The 16,818-nt window shown below is 66.5% G+C and carries 21 protein-coding genes; 3 read left to right on the top strand and 18 right to left on the bottom strand.

All coding sequences use genetic code 11. From position 1 onward, the window contains the following. Nucleotides 1-55: 55 nt before the first annotated feature. The 5 genes from ACV4UZ_RS02320 to ACV4UZ_RS02300 form a co-directional block, all read right to left on the bottom strand. The gene (locus ACV4UZ_RS02320; RefSeq protein WP_491599325.1) at nucleotides 56-1,030 is read right to left on the bottom strand and encodes a beta-ketoacyl-ACP synthase III; all 975 of its coding nucleotides are present in this window, start codon (nucleotides 1,028-1,030) and stop codon (nucleotides 56-58) included. A 17-nt stretch (nucleotides 1,031-1,047) separates the two neighbouring features. Beyond that, nucleotides 1,048-2,103, bottom strand: a complete 1,056-nt coding sequence (plsX, locus tag ACV4UZ_RS02315; protein WP_491599324.1) for a phosphate acyltransferase PlsX — start codon at nucleotides 2,101-2,103, stop codon at nucleotides 1,048-1,050. Between the two features lie 38 nt (nucleotides 2,104-2,141). Then, nucleotides 2,142-2,324 (bottom strand): 50S ribosomal protein L32, encoded by a 183-nt coding sequence (gene rpmF / locus ACV4UZ_RS02310; protein WP_009869122.1) that lies wholly within the window; start codon nucleotides 2,322-2,324, stop codon nucleotides 2,142-2,144. 85 nt (nucleotides 2,325-2,409) lie between these two features. Continuing rightward, the gene (locus ACV4UZ_RS02305; RefSeq protein WP_491599323.1) at nucleotides 2,410-2,955 is read right to left on the bottom strand and encodes a YceD family protein; all 546 of its coding nucleotides are present in this window, start codon (nucleotides 2,953-2,955) and stop codon (nucleotides 2,410-2,412) included. Next, nucleotides 2,952-3,515, bottom strand: coding sequence for a ubiquinol-cytochrome C chaperone family protein (locus ACV4UZ_RS02300; protein ID WP_491599322.1), 564 nt, complete (start codon nucleotides 3,513-3,515; stop codon nucleotides 2,952-2,954). The genes ACV4UZ_RS02305 and ACV4UZ_RS02300 overlap by 4 nt, the downstream gene beginning before the upstream one ends. A 125-nt stretch (nucleotides 3,516-3,640) precedes the next feature. Between ACV4UZ_RS02300 and ACV4UZ_RS02295 the strand changes: the two genes are divergently transcribed. Then, entirely contained in the window at nucleotides 3,641-4,099 is a 459-nt protein-coding gene (locus ACV4UZ_RS02295; protein WP_491599321.1) for an outer membrane protein assembly factor BamE, read from the top strand. Between the two features lie 117 nt (nucleotides 4,100-4,216). Here ACV4UZ_RS02295 and ACV4UZ_RS02290 read toward each other — a convergent pair whose 3' ends face one another. The 11 genes from ACV4UZ_RS02290 to rpiB form a co-directional block, all read right to left on the bottom strand. Continuing rightward, entirely contained in the window at nucleotides 4,217-6,298 is a 2,082-nt protein-coding gene (locus ACV4UZ_RS02290) for a sodium-translocating pyrophosphatase (protein ID WP_491599320.1), read from the bottom strand. 281 nt (nucleotides 6,299-6,579) lie between these two features. Further along, nucleotides 6,580-7,041 carry a flagellar basal body-associated protein FliL gene (locus ACV4UZ_RS02285; RefSeq protein WP_491599319.1) on the bottom strand — a complete coding sequence of 154 codons (462 nt, stop codon included), beginning with the start codon at nucleotides 7,039-7,041 and terminating at the stop codon, nucleotides 6,580-6,582. A gap of 3 nt (nucleotides 7,042-7,044) precedes the next feature. After that, nucleotides 7,045-8,055 carry a thiamine-phosphate kinase gene (gene thiL, locus ACV4UZ_RS02280; RefSeq protein WP_491599318.1) on the bottom strand — a complete coding sequence of 337 codons (1,011 nt, stop codon included), beginning with the start codon at nucleotides 8,053-8,055 and terminating at the stop codon, nucleotides 7,045-7,047. Further along, nucleotides 8,052-8,522 (bottom strand): transcription antitermination factor NusB, encoded by a 471-nt coding sequence (nusB, locus tag ACV4UZ_RS02275; RefSeq protein ID WP_491599317.1) that lies wholly within the window; start codon nucleotides 8,520-8,522, stop codon nucleotides 8,052-8,054. Before nusB ends, thiL begins: the two co-directional genes overlap by 4 nt. 121 nt (nucleotides 8,523-8,643) lie before the next feature. Further along, nucleotides 8,644-9,090 (bottom strand): 6,7-dimethyl-8-ribityllumazine synthase, encoded by a 447-nt coding sequence (gene ribH / locus ACV4UZ_RS02270; protein WP_491599316.1) that lies wholly within the window; start codon nucleotides 9,088-9,090, stop codon nucleotides 8,644-8,646. A gap of 19 nt (nucleotides 9,091-9,109) precedes the next feature. After that, nucleotides 9,110-10,258, bottom strand: a complete 1,149-nt coding sequence (gene ribB / locus ACV4UZ_RS02265; RefSeq protein WP_491599315.1) for a 3,4-dihydroxy-2-butanone-4-phosphate synthase — start codon at nucleotides 10,256-10,258, stop codon at nucleotides 9,110-9,112. After that, nucleotides 10,230-10,823 (bottom strand): riboflavin synthase, encoded by a 594-nt coding sequence (locus tag ACV4UZ_RS02260; protein ID WP_491599314.1) that lies wholly within the window; start codon nucleotides 10,821-10,823, stop codon nucleotides 10,230-10,232. The genes ribB and ACV4UZ_RS02260 overlap by 29 nt, the downstream gene beginning before the upstream one ends. An 11-nt stretch (nucleotides 10,824-10,834) precedes the next feature. Continuing rightward, nucleotides 10,835-11,911, bottom strand: a complete 1,077-nt coding sequence (gene ribD, locus ACV4UZ_RS02255; protein WP_491599537.1) for a bifunctional diaminohydroxyphosphoribosylaminopyrimidine deaminase/5-amino-6-(5-phosphoribosylamino)uracil reductase RibD — start codon at nucleotides 11,909-11,911, stop codon at nucleotides 10,835-10,837. Nucleotides 11,912-11,942: 31 nt separating this feature from the next. Beyond that, the gene (nrdR, locus tag ACV4UZ_RS02250; RefSeq protein ID WP_491599313.1) at nucleotides 11,943-12,404 is read right to left on the bottom strand and encodes a transcriptional regulator NrdR; all 462 of its coding nucleotides are present in this window, start codon (nucleotides 12,402-12,404) and stop codon (nucleotides 11,943-11,945) included. A gap of 54 nt (nucleotides 12,405-12,458) precedes the next feature. Next, the gene (glyA, locus tag ACV4UZ_RS02245) at nucleotides 12,459-13,742 is read right to left on the bottom strand and encodes a serine hydroxymethyltransferase (protein WP_491599312.1); all 1,284 of its coding nucleotides are present in this window, start codon (nucleotides 13,740-13,742) and stop codon (nucleotides 12,459-12,461) included. A 24-nt stretch (nucleotides 13,743-13,766) separates the two neighbouring features. Next, nucleotides 13,767-14,201 carry a ribose 5-phosphate isomerase B gene (gene rpiB, locus ACV4UZ_RS02240; RefSeq protein ID WP_491599311.1) on the bottom strand — a complete coding sequence of 145 codons (435 nt, stop codon included), beginning with the start codon at nucleotides 14,199-14,201 and terminating at the stop codon, nucleotides 13,767-13,769. A gap of 339 nt (nucleotides 14,202-14,540) precedes the next feature. On the opposite strand from rpiB, the gene ACV4UZ_RS02235 reads away from it, so the two are divergent. Further along, on the top strand, nucleotides 14,541-14,996 hold the full coding sequence (locus tag ACV4UZ_RS02235; protein ID WP_491599310.1) for a Ros/MucR family transcriptional regulator: 456 nt from the start codon (nucleotides 14,541-14,543) through the stop codon (nucleotides 14,994-14,996). Nucleotides 14,997-15,341: 345 nt separating this feature from the next. On the opposite strand, the gene ACV4UZ_RS02230 is transcribed toward ACV4UZ_RS02235, so the two are convergent. Both ACV4UZ_RS02230 and ACV4UZ_RS02225 read right to left on the bottom strand, forming a co-directional pair. Next, on the bottom strand, nucleotides 15,342-15,605 hold the full coding sequence (locus ACV4UZ_RS02230) for a DUF2312 domain-containing protein (protein ID WP_068434578.1): 264 nt from the start codon (nucleotides 15,603-15,605) through the stop codon (nucleotides 15,342-15,344). A gap of 55 nt (nucleotides 15,606-15,660) precedes the next feature. Next, nucleotides 15,661-16,452: an N-formylglutamate amidohydrolase gene (locus tag ACV4UZ_RS02225; protein WP_491599309.1), complete on the bottom strand. Its 792-nt coding sequence runs from the start codon at nucleotides 16,450-16,452 to the stop codon at nucleotides 15,661-15,663. 146 nt (nucleotides 16,453-16,598) lie between these two features. Between ACV4UZ_RS02225 and ykgO the strand changes: the two genes are divergently transcribed. After that, entirely contained in the window at nucleotides 16,599-16,724 is a 126-nt protein-coding gene (gene ykgO, locus ACV4UZ_RS02220) for a type B 50S ribosomal protein L36 (RefSeq protein WP_008614494.1), read from the top strand. Nucleotides 16,725-16,818 lie beyond the last annotated feature (94 nt).

Below are 16,818 nucleotides of genomic sequence, written 5' to 3'. Positions count from 1 at the left end.
GGCATGAGCCGCGCGGCCCCTTGGGCCTGGCCGACGGGCGCGACGCCCGCAGGCATTACATCCGCACCAGGGCGGAGCCCCAGGTGAATCCGCCGCCCATGGCTTCCAGCAGCACCAGCTGGCCGGGCTTGATCCGCCCGTCGCCCACCGCCTCGGTCAACGCCAGGGGGATGGACGCCGCCGAGGTGTTGGCGTGCTTTTCCACGGTCATCACCATCTTGTCCAGCGGGAAGCCCAGCTTCTTGGCGGTGCCTTCGATGATGCGGCGGTTGGCCTGGTGCGGCACCACCCAGTCGATGTCCGAGGCCTTGAGGTCGTTGGCCGACAGGGCTTCACCCACCACCGAGGCGAGGTTGATCACCGCGTGGCGGAAGACCTCCTTGCCCTCCATGTGGACATGGCCGACGGTCTGGGTGCTGGACGGGCCGCCATCCACGTAGAGCAGGTCGTAATGGCTGCCATCGGAATGGAGATGGGTGGACAGGATGCCGCGGTCGGCGCTGCCGCCCTTGCCGCGATTGGCGCGCAGCACCACCGCGCCGGCGCCGTCGCCGAACAGCACGCAGGTGGCGCGGTCGTTCCAGTCGAGGATGCGCGAGAAGGTCTCGGCGCCGATCACCAGGGCGGTCTGCACCTGACCGGACTTGATGAAGTTGTCGGCCACCGACAGGGCGTAGACGAAGCCCGAGCACACCGCCTGGATGTCGAAGGCGGCGCCGTGCTTCATGCCGATGCGTTGCTGCACCTTGGTGGCGGTGGCGGGAAAGGTGTTGTCCGGGGTGGCGGTGGCCAGCACGATCAGGTCCACGGCCGAGCCGGAAATGCCGGCGGCCTCGAGCGCGCGGATGGCGGCGCTGGTGGCCAGATCCGAGGTGGTCTCGCCCTCGGCGGCGATGTGGCGCTGGCGAATGCCCGAGCGCTCGACGATCCATTCGTCCGAGGTGTCCACCTTGGCGGCCAGTTCGGCATTGGTGACGCAACGGGCCGGAAGGTAGGAACCGCAGCCGACGATCTGGGAACGCACGATCATGATCAATCAGTTCCTCGTCACCGGGTTCCGGCGGCCAGTTGCGACAGCGACGCCTCGGTCGGCTTCAGGCGGTCGAATTCCTTGCGGATACGGTCATTGAAGCCATGGGTCACCAGTTCCACCGCCACGCCCACCGCATTGGCGAAGCCGAAGGCGTCGGTGCCCCCGTGGCTCTTCACGGCGATGCCGTTGAGCCCCAGGAACATGGCACCGTTGTAGCGGCGGGGATCGGTCCGGACCTTGACCTTGTTGATGGCGTGCCCGGCCAGGAGATAGCCGATCTTGGCCAGCAGCGAGCTCTTGAAGGCTTCCTTGAGGAAGGTGGAGTAGAGCTTCACCGTGCCCTCGGCGGTCTTCAGCGCGATATTGCCGGTAAAGCCGTCGGTGACCACCACGTCCACGGCGCCGCCGCAGATGTCGTTGCCCTCGACGAAGCCACGGAAATCGATGGGGAGGTGATATTCCCGCAAGGTGGCGGCGGCGGCCTTGACCGCGTCGTTGCCCTTCATGTCCTCGGCGCCCACGTTCAAGAGGCCGATGGAGGGCTTGTCCAGTCCCAGCACATGGCGGGCGTAGACCTCGCCCATCACCGCGAACTCGACCAGATTGTTCGAGTTGCAGTCCACGTTGGCGCCCAGGTCGAGCATCAGGGTCTCGCCCCGGATGGTCGGGAACATGCCGGCGATGGCCGGCCGGTCGATTCCCGGCAGGGTGCGCAGCACGAACTTGGACACCGCCATCAGCGCGCCGGTATTGCCGGCCGAGACGACGCCCGCCGCCTCGCCCTTCTGCACGGCATCCACCGCCAGCCACATGCTGGACTTGCGCCCGGTGCGCAGCACCTGACTGGGCTTGGCCTCCATGGAGACCGCCTCGTCGGTGTGATGGATGGTGCAGACGCCCTTGATCTCGGGAAAACGCGCCAGCAGCGGTTCGAGCCGCGCGGAATCCCCGAACATCAGGTAGCGAACATGGGGGAGGCGCTCGTGAGCCATGCGCACCCCTTCCACGACCATGTCGGGGGCGGCATCGCCCCCCATGGCATCAATGGAGATGGTGACAGCAGCGCTCACCGACCCGCACTCCCCTGCCTAGCCAGTAAAGGGTCGGCTTAGGCTTCCGCCTGGGCGACAACCTCACGGCCGTCATAGTGGCCGCACGAACCACAGACGTGGTGCGGCAGCTTCACTTCACCGCAGTTCGGGCACTCGGCGCCGGTCACGTTGACCAGGGCGTGGTGAGCGCGACGCATGTCGCGGCGGGACTTGGAGGTCTTCTTCTTCGGAACGGCCATAGTATCTACTCGCTTCAACCCGGAATGGGAAAGGGTGGTTTATTAGCCAAAAAGGCGACGGGTAGCAAGGGGATGCTGACCCCCCTCACCTTTTTTGTTTGAGCGAGGCCAGGACGGCGAAGGGATTCGCCTTGGGCTCCGGGGCCTCCTCCCTGTCCTCGGGCGCCTCGAACTCGGCTCCCGCCGCCCGTGGGAACGGATCGATGCCCAGCGCCAGATGCTCGACCATCACGGCCCCCAGGTCAATGGCGCCGTCGATGATGGGATCGGGCGGGTCGGCCTCGTGGAAGTCGATCTCGATCTCGTCGCCCTCCTCCCCGTCCTCGTCCCCGGGCGGACCGAAGGTCAGCGAAATCTCTTCGTCCACCACGGTTTCGACCGGGGCCAGGGTGACCCCGCAGGACTGGACCACCCGCGCCGTCAACCGGCCATTGACACGGATCAGGCCGGTCTTTCCCATGGGGGAAAGCTGGAAATCGGCGGCCATTTCAGTGACTTCGCGCAAATCCAGCCAGCGGGCGATGGCGTCCCGCTCGGCGGCGGCGGGCTCCACGTGCAGACGGCTGCCCCGGGCGGGAATCCTGTCTACCGCCACGGCATGGGCAAAGGGCAGGCTGTCGTCGTCGGTCATGAACCACCCTCCGGCGCCTTGAACACCACCTGCCCGGCCAGCAGGGCGGCGGCCCCCTGCCCGGCGAGGAAGTCCGACTGGGCCACAAGATAGGCGGCCACGCCCTCCACCGCCCCGGCGTCCAGTTCGCCCTCGACCGTGCCGTAGAGATTGCGGCGCAAGGCCTCGGCCAACCCGGCGCCGCCGGCGGCAAGGGCGTCGTCATAGGCGGCGGCGCGGCCGTAGAAGGCCCGGGCCATCTGCTTGATCCGTTTGCCCACCGACATGTCGCTGACCCCCAGCTCGCGCAGGTTCTGGTCCATGTCGGCGAACATCAGGTCGAACAGGGCCTGGGCCACCTCGCGGGCCTCGTCTCCCCCCTCCGCCGCCGCCACCTGGCGCAGGCGGCGCATGACCAGGAAGGCATGCAGCACGATCAGATCGAACCGCCCGTCCAGGGTGTCGGGGACGGCGAAACGCAGGTAGAAATCCGGCAGGCGGGCCTGATTGATCACCGCGACGTAGAGGTCGTGGGCGATCTGCTCGCGGCGCCGGCGCTCTTTGAGTTTGCGAAAAGGCATCTTCGGGTTCCGAAGCCTCGCCCCGAACGGGGAGACGGCGTTGACAAGGCGGCGATGGGGGGTGCAATGTGCCCCCACATTGGCCAATCGGGCCGCCTGTCGTCAATGCCCCGGCGTCGTAGCGAATGAAAAAGACATCGTCTCCCCCTCGTTCCCTCCTTGCCGCCTGTCTGGTCGTGGCGGCAACCGCCTGCACGCCCATCGTCGAGGTGCGCGGCAACCTGCCGCCGCCCGAGCAGCTGGCCCAGATCAAGATCGGCACCAGCACCCGCGACGACGTCCAGGCCCTGCTGGGTACGCCGTCCAACATCACCCCGTTCGGCGAGGAAAGCTGGCACTACATCTCCGCCGTCACCGAGCGCGAGGCGTTCTTCGAGCCGGTCACCAAGGAGCGCAAGGTGGTGACCGTGGTGTTCGACCGGTCCGGAACCGTGCGGGCCATCGACAATCGCGGCCTGGAGGACGGCAAGAGCGTCGTTCCCGCCGGCCGGGAAACCCCCACCGCCGGCAAGGAGCTGACCATCCTGCAGCAGCTGATGGGCAATGTGGGCCGCTTCTCCAAGCCGTCCGGCGACAAGAAGTAGCCTGAATTCCCCTCCCCCGGGCCCGCGCCCGGTCCCGGCCAATCCGGGCAGCAAAAAACCCCGGTCGTTTCCGACCGGGGTTTTCCGTTTCAGCCTGATGTCGGCTGGTCTTCGGTCTTAGTGACCGGCGACCATGGCCAGCAGCAGGATGGCGACGATGTTGATGATCTTGATCATCGGGTTGACGGCGGGGCCGGCGGTGTCCTTGTAGGGATCGCCGACGGTGTCGCCGGTCACCGCCGCCTTGTGGGCGTCGGAACCCTTGCCACCATGATGGCCGTCCTCGATGTACTTCTTGGCGTTATCCCAAGCGCCGCCGCCCGAGGTCATCGAGATGGCGACGAACAGGCCGGTCACGATGGTGCCCAGCAGCATGGCGCCCATGGCGGTGAAGGCGGCCTTCTGGTCGGCCACGGCCAGGATGACGAAGTACAGGACGATCGGCGACAGCACGGGCAGCATCGAGGGGACGATCATCTCCTTGATGGCGGCCTTGGTCAGCATGTCCACGGCGCGACCGTAGTCGGGCTTGGCGGTGCCTTCCATGATGCCGGGGATTTCCTTGAACTGGCGGCGGACTTCCACCACCACCGAGCCGGCGGCGCGACCCACCGCCTGCATGCCCATGGCACCGAACAGGTAGGGCAGCAGACCGCCGAGGAACAGGCCGACCACCACATAGGGATCCTCGAGGCTGAACGTAATGTTCAGGTTCGGGAAGTAGTGCTTGAGGTCCTCGGTATAGGCGGCGAACAGCACCAGCGAGGCCAGACCGGCCGAACCGATGGCGTAGCCCTTGGTGACGGCCTTGGTGGTGTTGCCGACGGCGTCGAGAGCGTCGGTGGTCTTGCGGACCTCCTTGGGCAGCTCGGCCATCTCGGCGATGCCGCCGGCGTTGTCGGTCACCGGGCCATAGGCGTCCAGCGCGACGATCATGCCGGCCAGGGCCAGCATGGTGGTGGCGGCGATGGAGATGCCGAACAGGCCGGCGATCTTGTAGGTCACGATGATGGCGATGGAGATGACGATCACCGGAAGCGCGCAGGCTTCCATGGAAACCGCCAGACCCTGGATCACGTTGGTGCCGTGGCCGGTGGTCGAGGCCTGGGCCACCGACTTGACCGGACGGTAATCGGTGCCGGTGTAGTACTCGGTGATCCACACCAGCAGGCCGGTGACGACCAGACCGACCATGGCGCAGATGAACAGGCCCATGCCGGAGATGGTGATGCTGCCAGCCTGGAAGGTGGCACCGAAGCCGCCCAGCGTGGTGTTGATGATCACGGCGATCAGCACGGCGGACAGGATGCCGGTGACGATCAGGCCCTTGTACAGAGCCTTCATGATGTTGTTGGTGGCGTCGAGCTTCACGAAGAAGGTGCCGACGATGGAGGCGAAGATGCACACGCCGCAGATGACCAGCGGCAGCAGCATCATCTGCTCCTGGGCGGCGCCCGTGAAGAAGATGGAGCCCAGCAGCATGGTGCCGACCACGGTCACCGCGTAGGTCTCGAACAGGTCGGCGGCCATGCCGGCGCAGTCGCCGACGTTGTCGCCCACGTTGTCGGCGATCACGGCCGGGTTGCGGGGATCATCCTCGGGGATGCCCGCCTCGACCTTGCCCACCAGATCGGCGCCCACGTCGGCGCCCTTGGTGAAGATGCCGCCGCCCAGACGGGCGAAGATGGAGATCAGCGAGGCGCCGAACGACAGGGCCACCAGGGCCTCGAGCAGGCCGCGCGGATCGATGCCGACGCTCTTCAGGATCATGTAGTACCCGGCGACGCCGATCAGGCCGAGACCGACCACCAGCAGACCGGTGATGGCGCCCGACTTGAAGGCCACGTCCAGGGCCTGCTGCATGCCACCCGAACGGGCGGCCTCGGCGGTGCGGACGTTGGCGCGAACGGAGACGTTCATGCCCACGTAGCCGGCGACGCCCGAGAGCACCGCGCCGATGACGAAGCCGACGGCCTGATAGATGCCCAGGCGGGCGGCCAGGATGATGGCGACGACGCCGCCGACCATGGCGATGGTGGTGTACTGCCGGTTGAGGTAGGCGGCGGCGCCTTCCTGCACGGCAGCGGCAATTTCCTGCATCCGGGCGGTGCCGGCCGAGGTCGCCATCACCGACTTGATGGCGTAGACCCCGTACAGCAGCGCCAGAACGCCGCATGCGATCACGAAGAGAGTGGTCATTGTGGTTCGAGTCCCCTGATGAATCTTCTTGACGCCGCCGGACCACGGAAGTCCGGCCACGGAGACCGGGTTCAGAAGGGGGCGACGGAAGCGTGGAGAAACTGCCAGAAGAACCTCGCGGATGCAATAAAATGCTCGCATCACGGTGATATTCTGGAATTATTGCGATGAAATTTCACCGCTCGGGGCAATTTCGGCACCGGCCATCCATCTTTGCCGGGCCTCTCCCGCACCAATGGGCAGGGTCCCTTCGCCCTTGGAACTAGCCGAAGGGGTGGAGACTATTTCAGGTTGGGATTCTCGACGACCACGTCCTTGACGTAGACTCCGCCCAGTGTCTTCTCCGCCGCCATGGTCAGGCGGCGGCGGATGGCGGGCACGTCCAGCGGCTGGCCTTCCCTGACCGTGACGCCGAGATAGGAAATCATCTCGGCGAGGTAGGCGTTCTGCAGCCGCGGCAAATTCTTGGCGACGATTTCCTTGTTCTTGGGATCGACCTCCAGGCGGACGATCATTTCCGCCTGCTTCTTGACCTCGCGGTCCTGAATCACCGGCACGATCAGCAGGCCGAAATCCACGTAGGCGGGCGGCGGCGGCGGCGGCGGCGCGGCCGGTTCCTTGTTCATCATGGGCGCGGTGATGCCCAGCTTGGCCAGCGGATCGATGCCCCAGAAATAAAGGCCGCCGATGACCGCGCCGATCAGCATCAGCAATGCCACCACCATGAAGATCAACCGGACCAAATCCTAATCCCCCGCCTGGAAATGGCGCCAGCCGCCCCGGCCGACGGCGATTTCCCCGCCATCCGCGCCGGTCACCGTGACCTTGCCCGCCTCGCCCGCCATCACCGTGCCGATGGGGGTGAGACTCACCCCCAGGTCCGCCGACAGGCGCATGATGGTCTCGTCCGCCCCGGACGGCGCGGTGAACAGCACCTCGTAATCATCGCCTCCCGCCAGCACCGAGGCAAGCAGGGACTGGTCCCGGCCCAGCGCGGCGGCGGCGGCGGGCGACAGCGGCACCTTCGCCGCCTCGATGCGCGCTGCCAGCCCCGAGGCCCGGCACAGATGCCCCAGATCCTGGACCAGCCCGTCCGACACATCCATGGCGCCATGGGCCAGCCCGACCAGCCGGGGGCCGAGGCCGACCCGGGGCTGGGGCAGGCGGTAGCGCCCGGCCAGAAACTCGAGATGGGCGGCGGACAGCCCCGGCAGCTGGCCACGGATGGCCTTCAGCCCCAGGGCGCCGTCGCCGATGGTGCCCGACACCCAGATGGTGTCCCCCTCCCCGGCCCCCGAGCGCCTGAGGCCCCGCCCCGCCTTCACCCGTCCCAGGGCGGTCAGCGTCAGGGTCAGCGGCCCCGGCGTGGACACGGTGTCGCCGCCGATCAGATGGACACCGTATCCCCTGACATCTTCCGCCAGGCCGGCGCCGAACCGTCGCAGCCAGTCGCCGTCCACATCGCGGGGAAAGGCGGCGGACAGCATGAGGAGCCGGGGCTCGGCCCCCTTGGCGGCCAGATCGGAGAGATTGACCCGGATCAGCTTGCGCGCCACCGAATCGGGCGGGTCGTCGGGCAGGAAATGCACGCCGGCCACCATGGAATCCATGGTGGCGACGGTATCGAAGCCGGGTTCGGCGGCAATGAAGGCGGCGTCGTCGGTGAGCCCCAGGGCTCCGGGATAACCGGCGGCCAGCGGAGCGAACAATTCGGCGATCAGCCCGAACTCATCAGGCGCGCCGCCGGTCATGCTCATCCACCCTTGCCCATTTCGGCGCCCCTGAGCGTCTGGGCGAGACGGTCGAGCACCGCGTTGACCAGCCCCGGTTCGGGACCGGAATAAAAAGCGTGGGCCACATCGACCCATTCGGAGATGCAGACCCGGGCCGGAGTCTGCGGCCGCGCCGACAATTCCCAGGCGCCGGCGCGGATGATGGCGCGCAGCACCGCTTCCAGACGGTCCACGGTCCAGTCGGAAGACAGCGCCCGGCCCACATGGCCGTCGATGTCCTCCATCTGGGCGGACACGCCGCGCACCACCTGATTGAGCAGCGAGGAATCGGGATCGGCCATGCGCCCCTTGGGCTCGGCGGCGCGGCGGTCCTTGGCGTCCTGCAGGGCGCGCTCGGTGTCGGTCCCGGTCATCTCCATCTGGTAGAGAACCTGGACGGCGGCAAGGCGCGCGGCGCTGCGCTTCGCCACCGAGGGATTGGGATTGTTCATTGCATTAGCCCCTCAAGCGCCGGGCGCGCGCCTCCGCGCGCTTGGCTCCTCCGCTTCCTGCCTTCGCTTCGCTCCGGCATCGCTCCGGAGCGCTCAACGCGCCCGCGCTCCCTGCGGTCGCTCATAGGCCCAGTTCTTTCTTCACGGCCATCATGCGCAGGCAGGCCCGCGCCGCCTGTCCCCCCAGATTCTTGCGCGCCGGATCGGAGCGCGCCAGGGCCTGGGCCTCGTTGTGGACGGTCAGCACGCCGTTGCCCAGGGCCAGGTCGTAGGCCATGGACAGATCGGCGATGCCCCGCATGCACTCGGTGCCCACGTGGTGATAATGATCGGATTCGCCCCGGATGGCGCAGCCCAGGGTGATGAAGCCATCGTAGCGGGCCTTGTCGTTGCCCTGCTCCGCGGCGGTCAGCACCAGTTTGAGCGCGGCGGGCAACTCGAAGATGCCCGGCACCACCAGCAGGTCGTGGGCCACCCCGGCCTTGTCCAGCTCGGCACGCGCCCCGGCCAGCAGGCCGTCGGCGATATGGTCGTAGAAGCGGGCCTCGATGATGAGAACCTTCGCCATTTTGAGGACTCTCCTAAAGTCAGCCGACCGGAATCGGCCGCTGCTCCACCACCTTCATGCCATAGCCTTCCAGGCCGACGATGGAGCGCTTGGTGTTGGACAGCAGAATCATTTCATGCACGCCGAGATCCAGCAGGATCTGGGCGCCGACGCCGTAATCGCGCAAGGCCGGAGCCGGCGGACGCCGCTCGAGATGGGCGCGGACCATGTCGGACAGGCTGGTGGGGCGCGGCTCGCGGATCAGCACGATGACGCCCGAACCATGGGCGGCGATCATTTCCATGGCGGAATGGAGCTCGCCGGCCTTGCCCGAGCCCTGGTCGCCCAGCACGTCGTCCAGCACGTTGACGGCATGGACGCGAACCATCACCGGCCCCTCGGCGTTCAGGTCGCCCTTGACCAGGGCGATGTGCTCGGCATAGGCCACCGTGTTGGTGTAGACCATCATCTTCCAGTCGCCGCCCCACTTGGAATGGAACGGCGCCTCCACCTCGCGCGCCACGATCTTGTCGTTGCGGCGGCGATAGGCGATCAGATCGGCGATGGTGGCGATCTTCAGACCGTGATGCCGGGCGAACTTCACCAGGTCCGGCATGCGGGCCATGGTGCCGTCGTCGTTCATGATCTCGCAGATCACGCCGGACGGGTTGAGCCCGGCCAGACGCGAGATGTCCACCGCCGCCTCGGTATGGCCGGCGCGCACCAGCACGCCGCCGTCGCGGGCCATCAGCGGAAAGACGTGGCCCGGCGTGACGATGTCGTAGCGGGTCTTCCCGGTGTCGATGGCCACCTGGATGGTCCGCGCCCGGTCGGCGGCGGAAATGCCGGTGGTGACGCCCTCGCGGGCCTCGATGGAGACGGTGAAGGCGGTCTCCATGCGGGTGCCGTTGTCGGCGCTCATGGGCTTCAGGCCCAGATGCTCGCAGCGGCCCCGGGTCAGCGACAGGCAGATCAGCCCGCGCCCGAAACGGGCCATGAAATTGATGGCCTCGGCATTGGCCATCTCGGCGGGGATGACCAGATCACCCTCGTTCTCGCGGTCCTCGTCGTCCACCAGGATGAACATGCGGCCCTGGCGGGCCTCCTCGATGATGTCCTCGATGGACGACAGGTAGGCGTGATATTCGGAAACCAAGGCGCTAGTCCTTTTGCAGGAGGCGCGCAACATAGCGCGCCAGCATGTCGATTTCCATATTCACCTCGTCGCCGGGACGATAGGTGCCGAAGGTGGTCACCGCCTGGGTATGGGGAATGACGTTGATGCCGAAACGGCGGCCGTCAACCTCGTTGACGGTGAGCGACACGCCGTCCAGGGCGACCGAGCCCTTGGGCGCGACGAAACAGGCCAGCTCGGCCGGGCTTTCGAAGGTGAAACGCAGGGATTCGTTCTCGGGACGGATGTCCACCACCCTGGCGACGCCGTCCACATGGCCGGAAACGATGTGGCCGCCCAGTTCGTCGCCCACCTTCAGCGCCCGCTCCAGGTTGACCCTGGAGCCTTCCTTCCAGCCGCCCAGGGTGGTCTTGGACAGGGTCTCGGCCGAGGCTTCCACCGCGTGCCAGTCCGGCCCCACCTCGATGATGGTCAGGCACACGCCGTTATGGGCGATGGAAGCGCCGATGGCGATGGTGCTGGTGTCGTAGCCGCTGGCGATCTCGAAGCGGGCTTCCCGCCCCTCGCCGCGAACGATACGGCGCACCACGCCGAGATCGGTGACGATGCCGGTGAACATGGGGAACCTCTCTAGAGACGAATATAGGTTTCCATCACGTCGTCGCCCACCGGGCGGATCTCGACGCGTTCGAAATGGGGGGTCTGGGCCAGATGGTCGATGCCGAACGACACGGCGGCCGGCAGGCCGTCGCCGCCCATCAGGCGGGGAGCGCGGAACCACACCAGCCGGTCCACCAGCCCGGCGCGCAGCAGCGCGGCGGACAGATGGGCGCCGCCTTCCACCAGGACGCGGGTGACGCCGCTTTCGCCCAGCGCCTGCAGCGCCAGTTCCAGATCGATGGCGCCGTCGGGTCCGGCCGAGACCTCGACCACGTCCACTCCGGCATCCTCATAGGCCTCGCGGCGATCCTCGTCGCAATCCTCCAGCGTCAGCAGCCAGGTGGGGACGTCGTTGGCGGTGGATACCAGACGGCTGGTCAGCGGCAGGCGGAGCCGCCCGTCCACCACCACGCGCACCGGCGAGCGCTCCACCAGTCCGGGCAGGCGGCAGGTCAGGTCGGGATCGTCGTGGAGCGCGGTGCCGCTGCCCACCATGATGGCGTCGGTCTCGGCGCGCAGCAGATGGGCTGCCGCGCGGGCCTGCTCGCCGGTGATCCAGCGGCTTTCGCCGCTATGGGTGGCGATGCGGCCGTCCAGGGTGGTGGCCAGCTTCAGGGTGACCAGGGGGCGGCCGGTATTGATGCGCAGGAAGAAGCCGGCGTTCAGTTCGGCGGCCTCGGCGTGCAGCACTCCCTCGGTCACCGGAATGCCCGCCACCCGCAGGCGGTCGATGCCCTTGCCCGCCACCCGGGAATCGGGGTCCTGCACCGCCACCACCACCCGCGACACCCCGGCGGCGACCAGGGCGTCGGCGCAGGGCGCGGTCTTGCCGTGATGGGCGCAGGGTTCCAGGGTGACGTAGACGGTGGCGCCCTGCGCCGCTCTTCCGGCCATGGCCAGGGCCTCGGTCTCGGCGTGGGGACGGCCGCCGGGCTGGGTCCAGCCGCGTCCGACCACCCTTCCGTCACGCACGATGACGCAGCCGACCGCCGGATTGGGCCAAACGGTGCCCAGCCCGCGCCGGGCCAGCGCCAGGGCGGCCCGCATGTGGCCGAGGTCGATCTCGGCTTGGGTGCGATCAGTCGTGGCGGCTGACAACCATCTTCCCCAGGAAATCCTCGAAGTCCTTGGCTTCGCGGAAGTTGCGGTACACCGAGGCGTAGCGGACATAGGCGACCTTGTCGAGGTCCATCAGCACCTCCATCACCAGTTCGCCGATGAATTTGGACGGAACCTCGTTCTCCCCCATGCTTTCCAGGCGGCGATGGATGCCGTTGACGATGCGTTCGATCTGCTCGTCGTCCACGGGCCGCTTGCGCAACGCGATGCGCAGCGATTTCAGCACCTTGTCGCGGTCGAAGGGCGAGCGCGAGCCGTCCTTCTTGATCACCACCAGATCGCGGATCTGCACCCGCTCGAAGGTGGTGAAGCGCGAGCCGCATTCCGGGCACGAGCGCCGCCGCCGGATGGCCGAGTTATCCTCGGTCGGCCGCGAATCCTTCACCTGGGTATCGTCGTGACCGCAAAAGGGACACCGCATGATCTTTCCCCCCGGGAAAACGGCGGGGGCTTCCCTGGCCCCCGCCCTTCTTCATTATGAATAGATCGGGAAACGCTTGCACAGCTCCGTCACCTCGGCCCGCGCCCGCGCCTCGGCCGCCGAGTTGTCCTCGGGATTGGCGGCCAGACCGTCCAGCACGTCGCCGATCAGCTCGCCCACCTTCTTGAATTCCTCGACGCCGAAGCCGCGCGTGGTCGCCGCCGGGGTGCCCAGACGCACGCCCGAGGTGATGGTCGGCTTCTCGGGATCGAAGGGGATGCCGTTCTTGTTGCAGGTCATGCCGGCGTGTTCCAGGCTGGCCTCGGCCGCCTTGCCGGTCAGCTTCTTCGGCCGCAGGTCCACCAGCATCAGGTGGGAATCGGTGCCGCCCGACACGATGTCCAGGCCGCGCCGCACCAGGGTGTCGGCCAGGGCGCGGGCGTTGTCCACCACCTGCTTGGCGTAGAGCTTGAATTCGGGGCGCAGCGCCTCGCCGAAGGCCACCGCCTTGCCGGCGATGACGTGCATCAGCGGGCCGCCCTGGATGCCCGGGAAGATGGCCGAGTTGATCTTCTTGCCGATCTCGGCGTCGTTGGACAGGATCATGCCGCCGCGCGGACCGCGCAGGGTCTTGTGGGTGGTGGTGGTCACCACGTGGGCGAAGGGCAGCGGATTGGGATACACCCCGCCCGCCACCAGGCCGGCGAAATGCGCCATGTCCACCATGAAGAAGGCGCCCACCTCGTCGGCGATCTTGCGGAAGCGGGCGAAGTCGATGGTGCGGGGATAGGCCGAACCGCCGGCGATGATCAGCTTCGGCTTGTGGGTGCGGGCCAGCTCCTCCACCTCGGCGAAGTCGATCTGGGCGTCCTGCTTGCGCACGCCGTACTGGATGGCCTTGAACCACTTGCCCGACTGGTTGGGGGCGGCGCCGTGGGTCAGGTGGCCGCCGGCGGCGAGGCTCATGCCCATGATGGTGTCGCCGGGCTGCAGGAGCGCCATGAACACGCCCTGATTGGCCTGGGAGCCCGAGCTGGGCTGCACGTTGGCGTAGGAGCAGCCGAAGATCTGGCAGGCGCGCGAGATGGCCAGGCTTTCGGCGACGTCCACGAACTCGCAGCCGCCGTAATAGCGCTTGCCGGGATAGCCCTCGGCGTACTTGTTGGTCATCACCGAGCCCTGGGCCTCGAGCACCGCGCGCGAAACGATGTTCTCGGAGGCGATCAGCTCGATCTGGTCCTGCTGGCGCTTCAGCTCCTGGGTGATGGCCGCGAAGACCTCGGGATCACGCTCGGCGAGCGGAGTGCGGAAAAAGGCATCGGTGGAGACGCTGGACATCGGATCTCTCTTCAGGTCGGCGGGTTAGGACAGCTTGGCGACCCGCCTTGCGTGGCGGCCGCCCTCGAATTCGGTCTCGAGGAAAATCTTCAGGCAATCGCGCGCCACCTCGGGACCGGTGGTGCGCCCGCCCATCACCAGGACGTTGGCGTCGTTATGCTGGCGGCACATGCGCGCTCCGAAGGCATCGTGCACCAGGGCGGCGCGCACATGGGCGAAACGGTTGGCGGCGATGGAGATGCCGATGCCGGTGCCGCACAGCAGAACGCCGCGCTCGGCCCGGCCGTCCTTCAGCGCCTCGGCCATCTTCACCGCGAAATCGGGGTAGTCCACCGAATCGGGGCCATCGGTGCCCAGGTCGAGCACCGACCAGCCGGAGGCGGCCAGGTCCCGGACCAGCATTTCCTTCATCTCGACACCGCCGTGATCGCAGGCAATGGCTATGGTTTTCGCACTCATCGATACCCTACCCCGGCGATCCATGTTCGAATGGGCTAGATACCATATGTCGGACCGCCTTGCCAATGCGCCACAAGCTTATGGGGCATGCCCGATCATGACACGGCATGACGGCGATGATTGTTCCAAAAGCATCATGAATGGGCGTTGCGGCAATAGAATCCCTCGATTCCATACAGACTATCGGCGTAAACCCCCATCCATCGGGATGATGATTATTGAAAGTGAGATCAATCCCAAGAACTCATTATTCACCAGATTCAATTTCCAATTGACAGTGAAGTCCCGCCATGCATTCATTGATTCAATTACGTCAACAAACTGCGGTCGGACAGACAAATGAGCGACATCAACCCGGACAAGACCAATCGTGACGACCTGCTGCGCATGGCCGTCGATGTGGTTGCCGCCTATGTGGGAAAGAATCCGGTGCCGGCTGGACAATTGCCGGAACTGATCAATACGGTCTACGGATCGCTCTCATCCCTTGAAGGCGGCCAGCCGGAAACGAAGTCCGAGGCGCCGAAACCCGCCATCGCCGTCAAGAAGTCGGTGACCCCCGACTACATCATCTGTCTCGAGGACGGCAAGAAGCTGAAGATGCTGAAGCGGCATCTGCGCACCACCTACAACATGACTCCGGACGAGTACCGGATGAAGTGGGGCCTGCCGCCCGACTATCCCATGGTCGCCCCCAACTACGCCGCCCAGCGCTCCGACTTCGCCAAGAAGATCGGCCTGGGCCGCAAGGCCGGCGAGACCGCCGACAAGCCGACCCGCCGCGGCCGCCGTTAAGGCGCCCGGGATTGAAATACAAACGGCGCGGTGCCCGGGGCATCGCGCCGTTTTCATTTTCACCTTGGCCGAAAAAACGCGAGGCCTAATACCAAACTGCGATGAGCGTGACTCATCGCAGTTTGGATAGGCCCAAAGGGCCGCGCCGCTTATGCGGCGGGAGCCCAGCCGCCACAGGTGGCGCCCGGCGATTGAGGGCGATGCACTGATCGGTTCCGATCAGTGCATCTTGGTATAAGGCCAATCGACATTCAGGCGGACAGGCCGGGAAATGGGCCACAGATGAACACGGATTCCCGCTACGCGGGAATGACGACGTCTTGGGACGAGTTTTTCCGTGGCCTGCTAGGCCTCGCCGATGGCGGCCAGGTAGAGATCGAGGATCTGCTGCTCCTCCTCGCGCTCCTGGCGGTCGCGCTTTCTCAGCGCCACGATCTTGCGGATGATCTTGGTGTCGAAGCCCTGGGACTTGCACTGGGCGTAGACGTCCTTGATGTCGGCGGCCAGCGCCTTCTTTTCCTCTTCCAGCCGCTCGATGCGGTCGATGAACTGCCGCAGCGCCTCGGCCGCGATGCCGCCGATCTGACTGGTGTTCTGGTCGTCGCTCATGGACAGGCTCCCTGCTCGAAATCGGCCCAGACCATAGCCAAGCCCCCGAGAGGTTTCAATAGACCTCGGCGCGGTAGAGGTCCTCGTCGGCCAGGACACCCTCCAGCGCCCCGGCCAGAATGGCGGCCCAACGGGCGCAGCCGGCCTCGTCGGCCACCAGATCCTGGCGGATTTCGAACGAGACGTTGGGCAGCCCCGCCGCGCCGGCATGGGTGTCCAGCGTGTAGTTGATCTCGCGGCCCGAATAGGGCTGGTTGTCGCCCACCACCAGATCGCCGCGCGACCTCAGGGCCTTCAGGACCGGGGCGGCCATGCGGGGGTCGCGGTTCCACAGCACGCCCACGTGCCAGCGGCGCGGCATCCGCCCCCGGATGCAGGGGGTGAACGTGTGGACGGCCATGACCGCCGGCGCCGTGCCGTGCCGCCACAGATGGGCGATGCGGTCGCCGATCTCGTTATGATAAGGCCAGAACCATGAACGGGCGCGGCTGTCGGCCTCGGCCTCGTCCACCCGTTCGTTGCCCGGCACCCTCACCCCGCAGGTCAGGGCGGGAATGGAGGACGGATCACCGGGCTGGCGGTTGCAGTCGATGACCAGACGGCTGATTCCGGCCAGCACCGCCGGGCAGCCCAGGGCCTCGGCCAGCAGGACCGCCACCCGGGCGGCACCGATGTCCCAGGCCACGTGGCTGGTCCGCTCGGGCTCGCTCATCCCCAGATCGCCCAGGGCGGGGGGGATGGCCGGCGATGCATGGTCGCACACCAGCAGGGCACGTGAACCCGCCCGTCCTTCGACGGCGTGGAAGGGAACGGGCGTTCCATGGGGATCGGGAATGAACTTCAGCATGGACAGGAGTATAACTTCGAAAATTCGAAAAAAAACGTTTCACGAGCTGTTGACAGTCTCTCCTGGTTTCCGTATTTTCCCGGCCTCGCGCTTGCGAACCCAAGTGACGTCGTTTCGGCGACAATTACGCTTTAGGAAGTCGGACCATGAAGATTCGTAACTCGCTGAAGTCGGCCAAGCTGCGCGACAAGAATTGCCGCATCGTTCGCCGCAAGGGCCGGGTCTACGTCATCAACAAGACGAACCCCCGCTTCAAGGCTCGCCAGGGCTAAGGTCCGGCAGGCCGGTCGGCGCCCTCACAGGCTCGGATCGAAGCAAACCGCGCTCCCCCACCGGGAGCGCGGTTTTCTTTTTGCCGGAAGTGCG

Source organism: Paramagnetospirillum sp., assembly GCF_058402745.1.
This window is presented reverse-complemented; position numbering and strand designations above follow the sequence as displayed.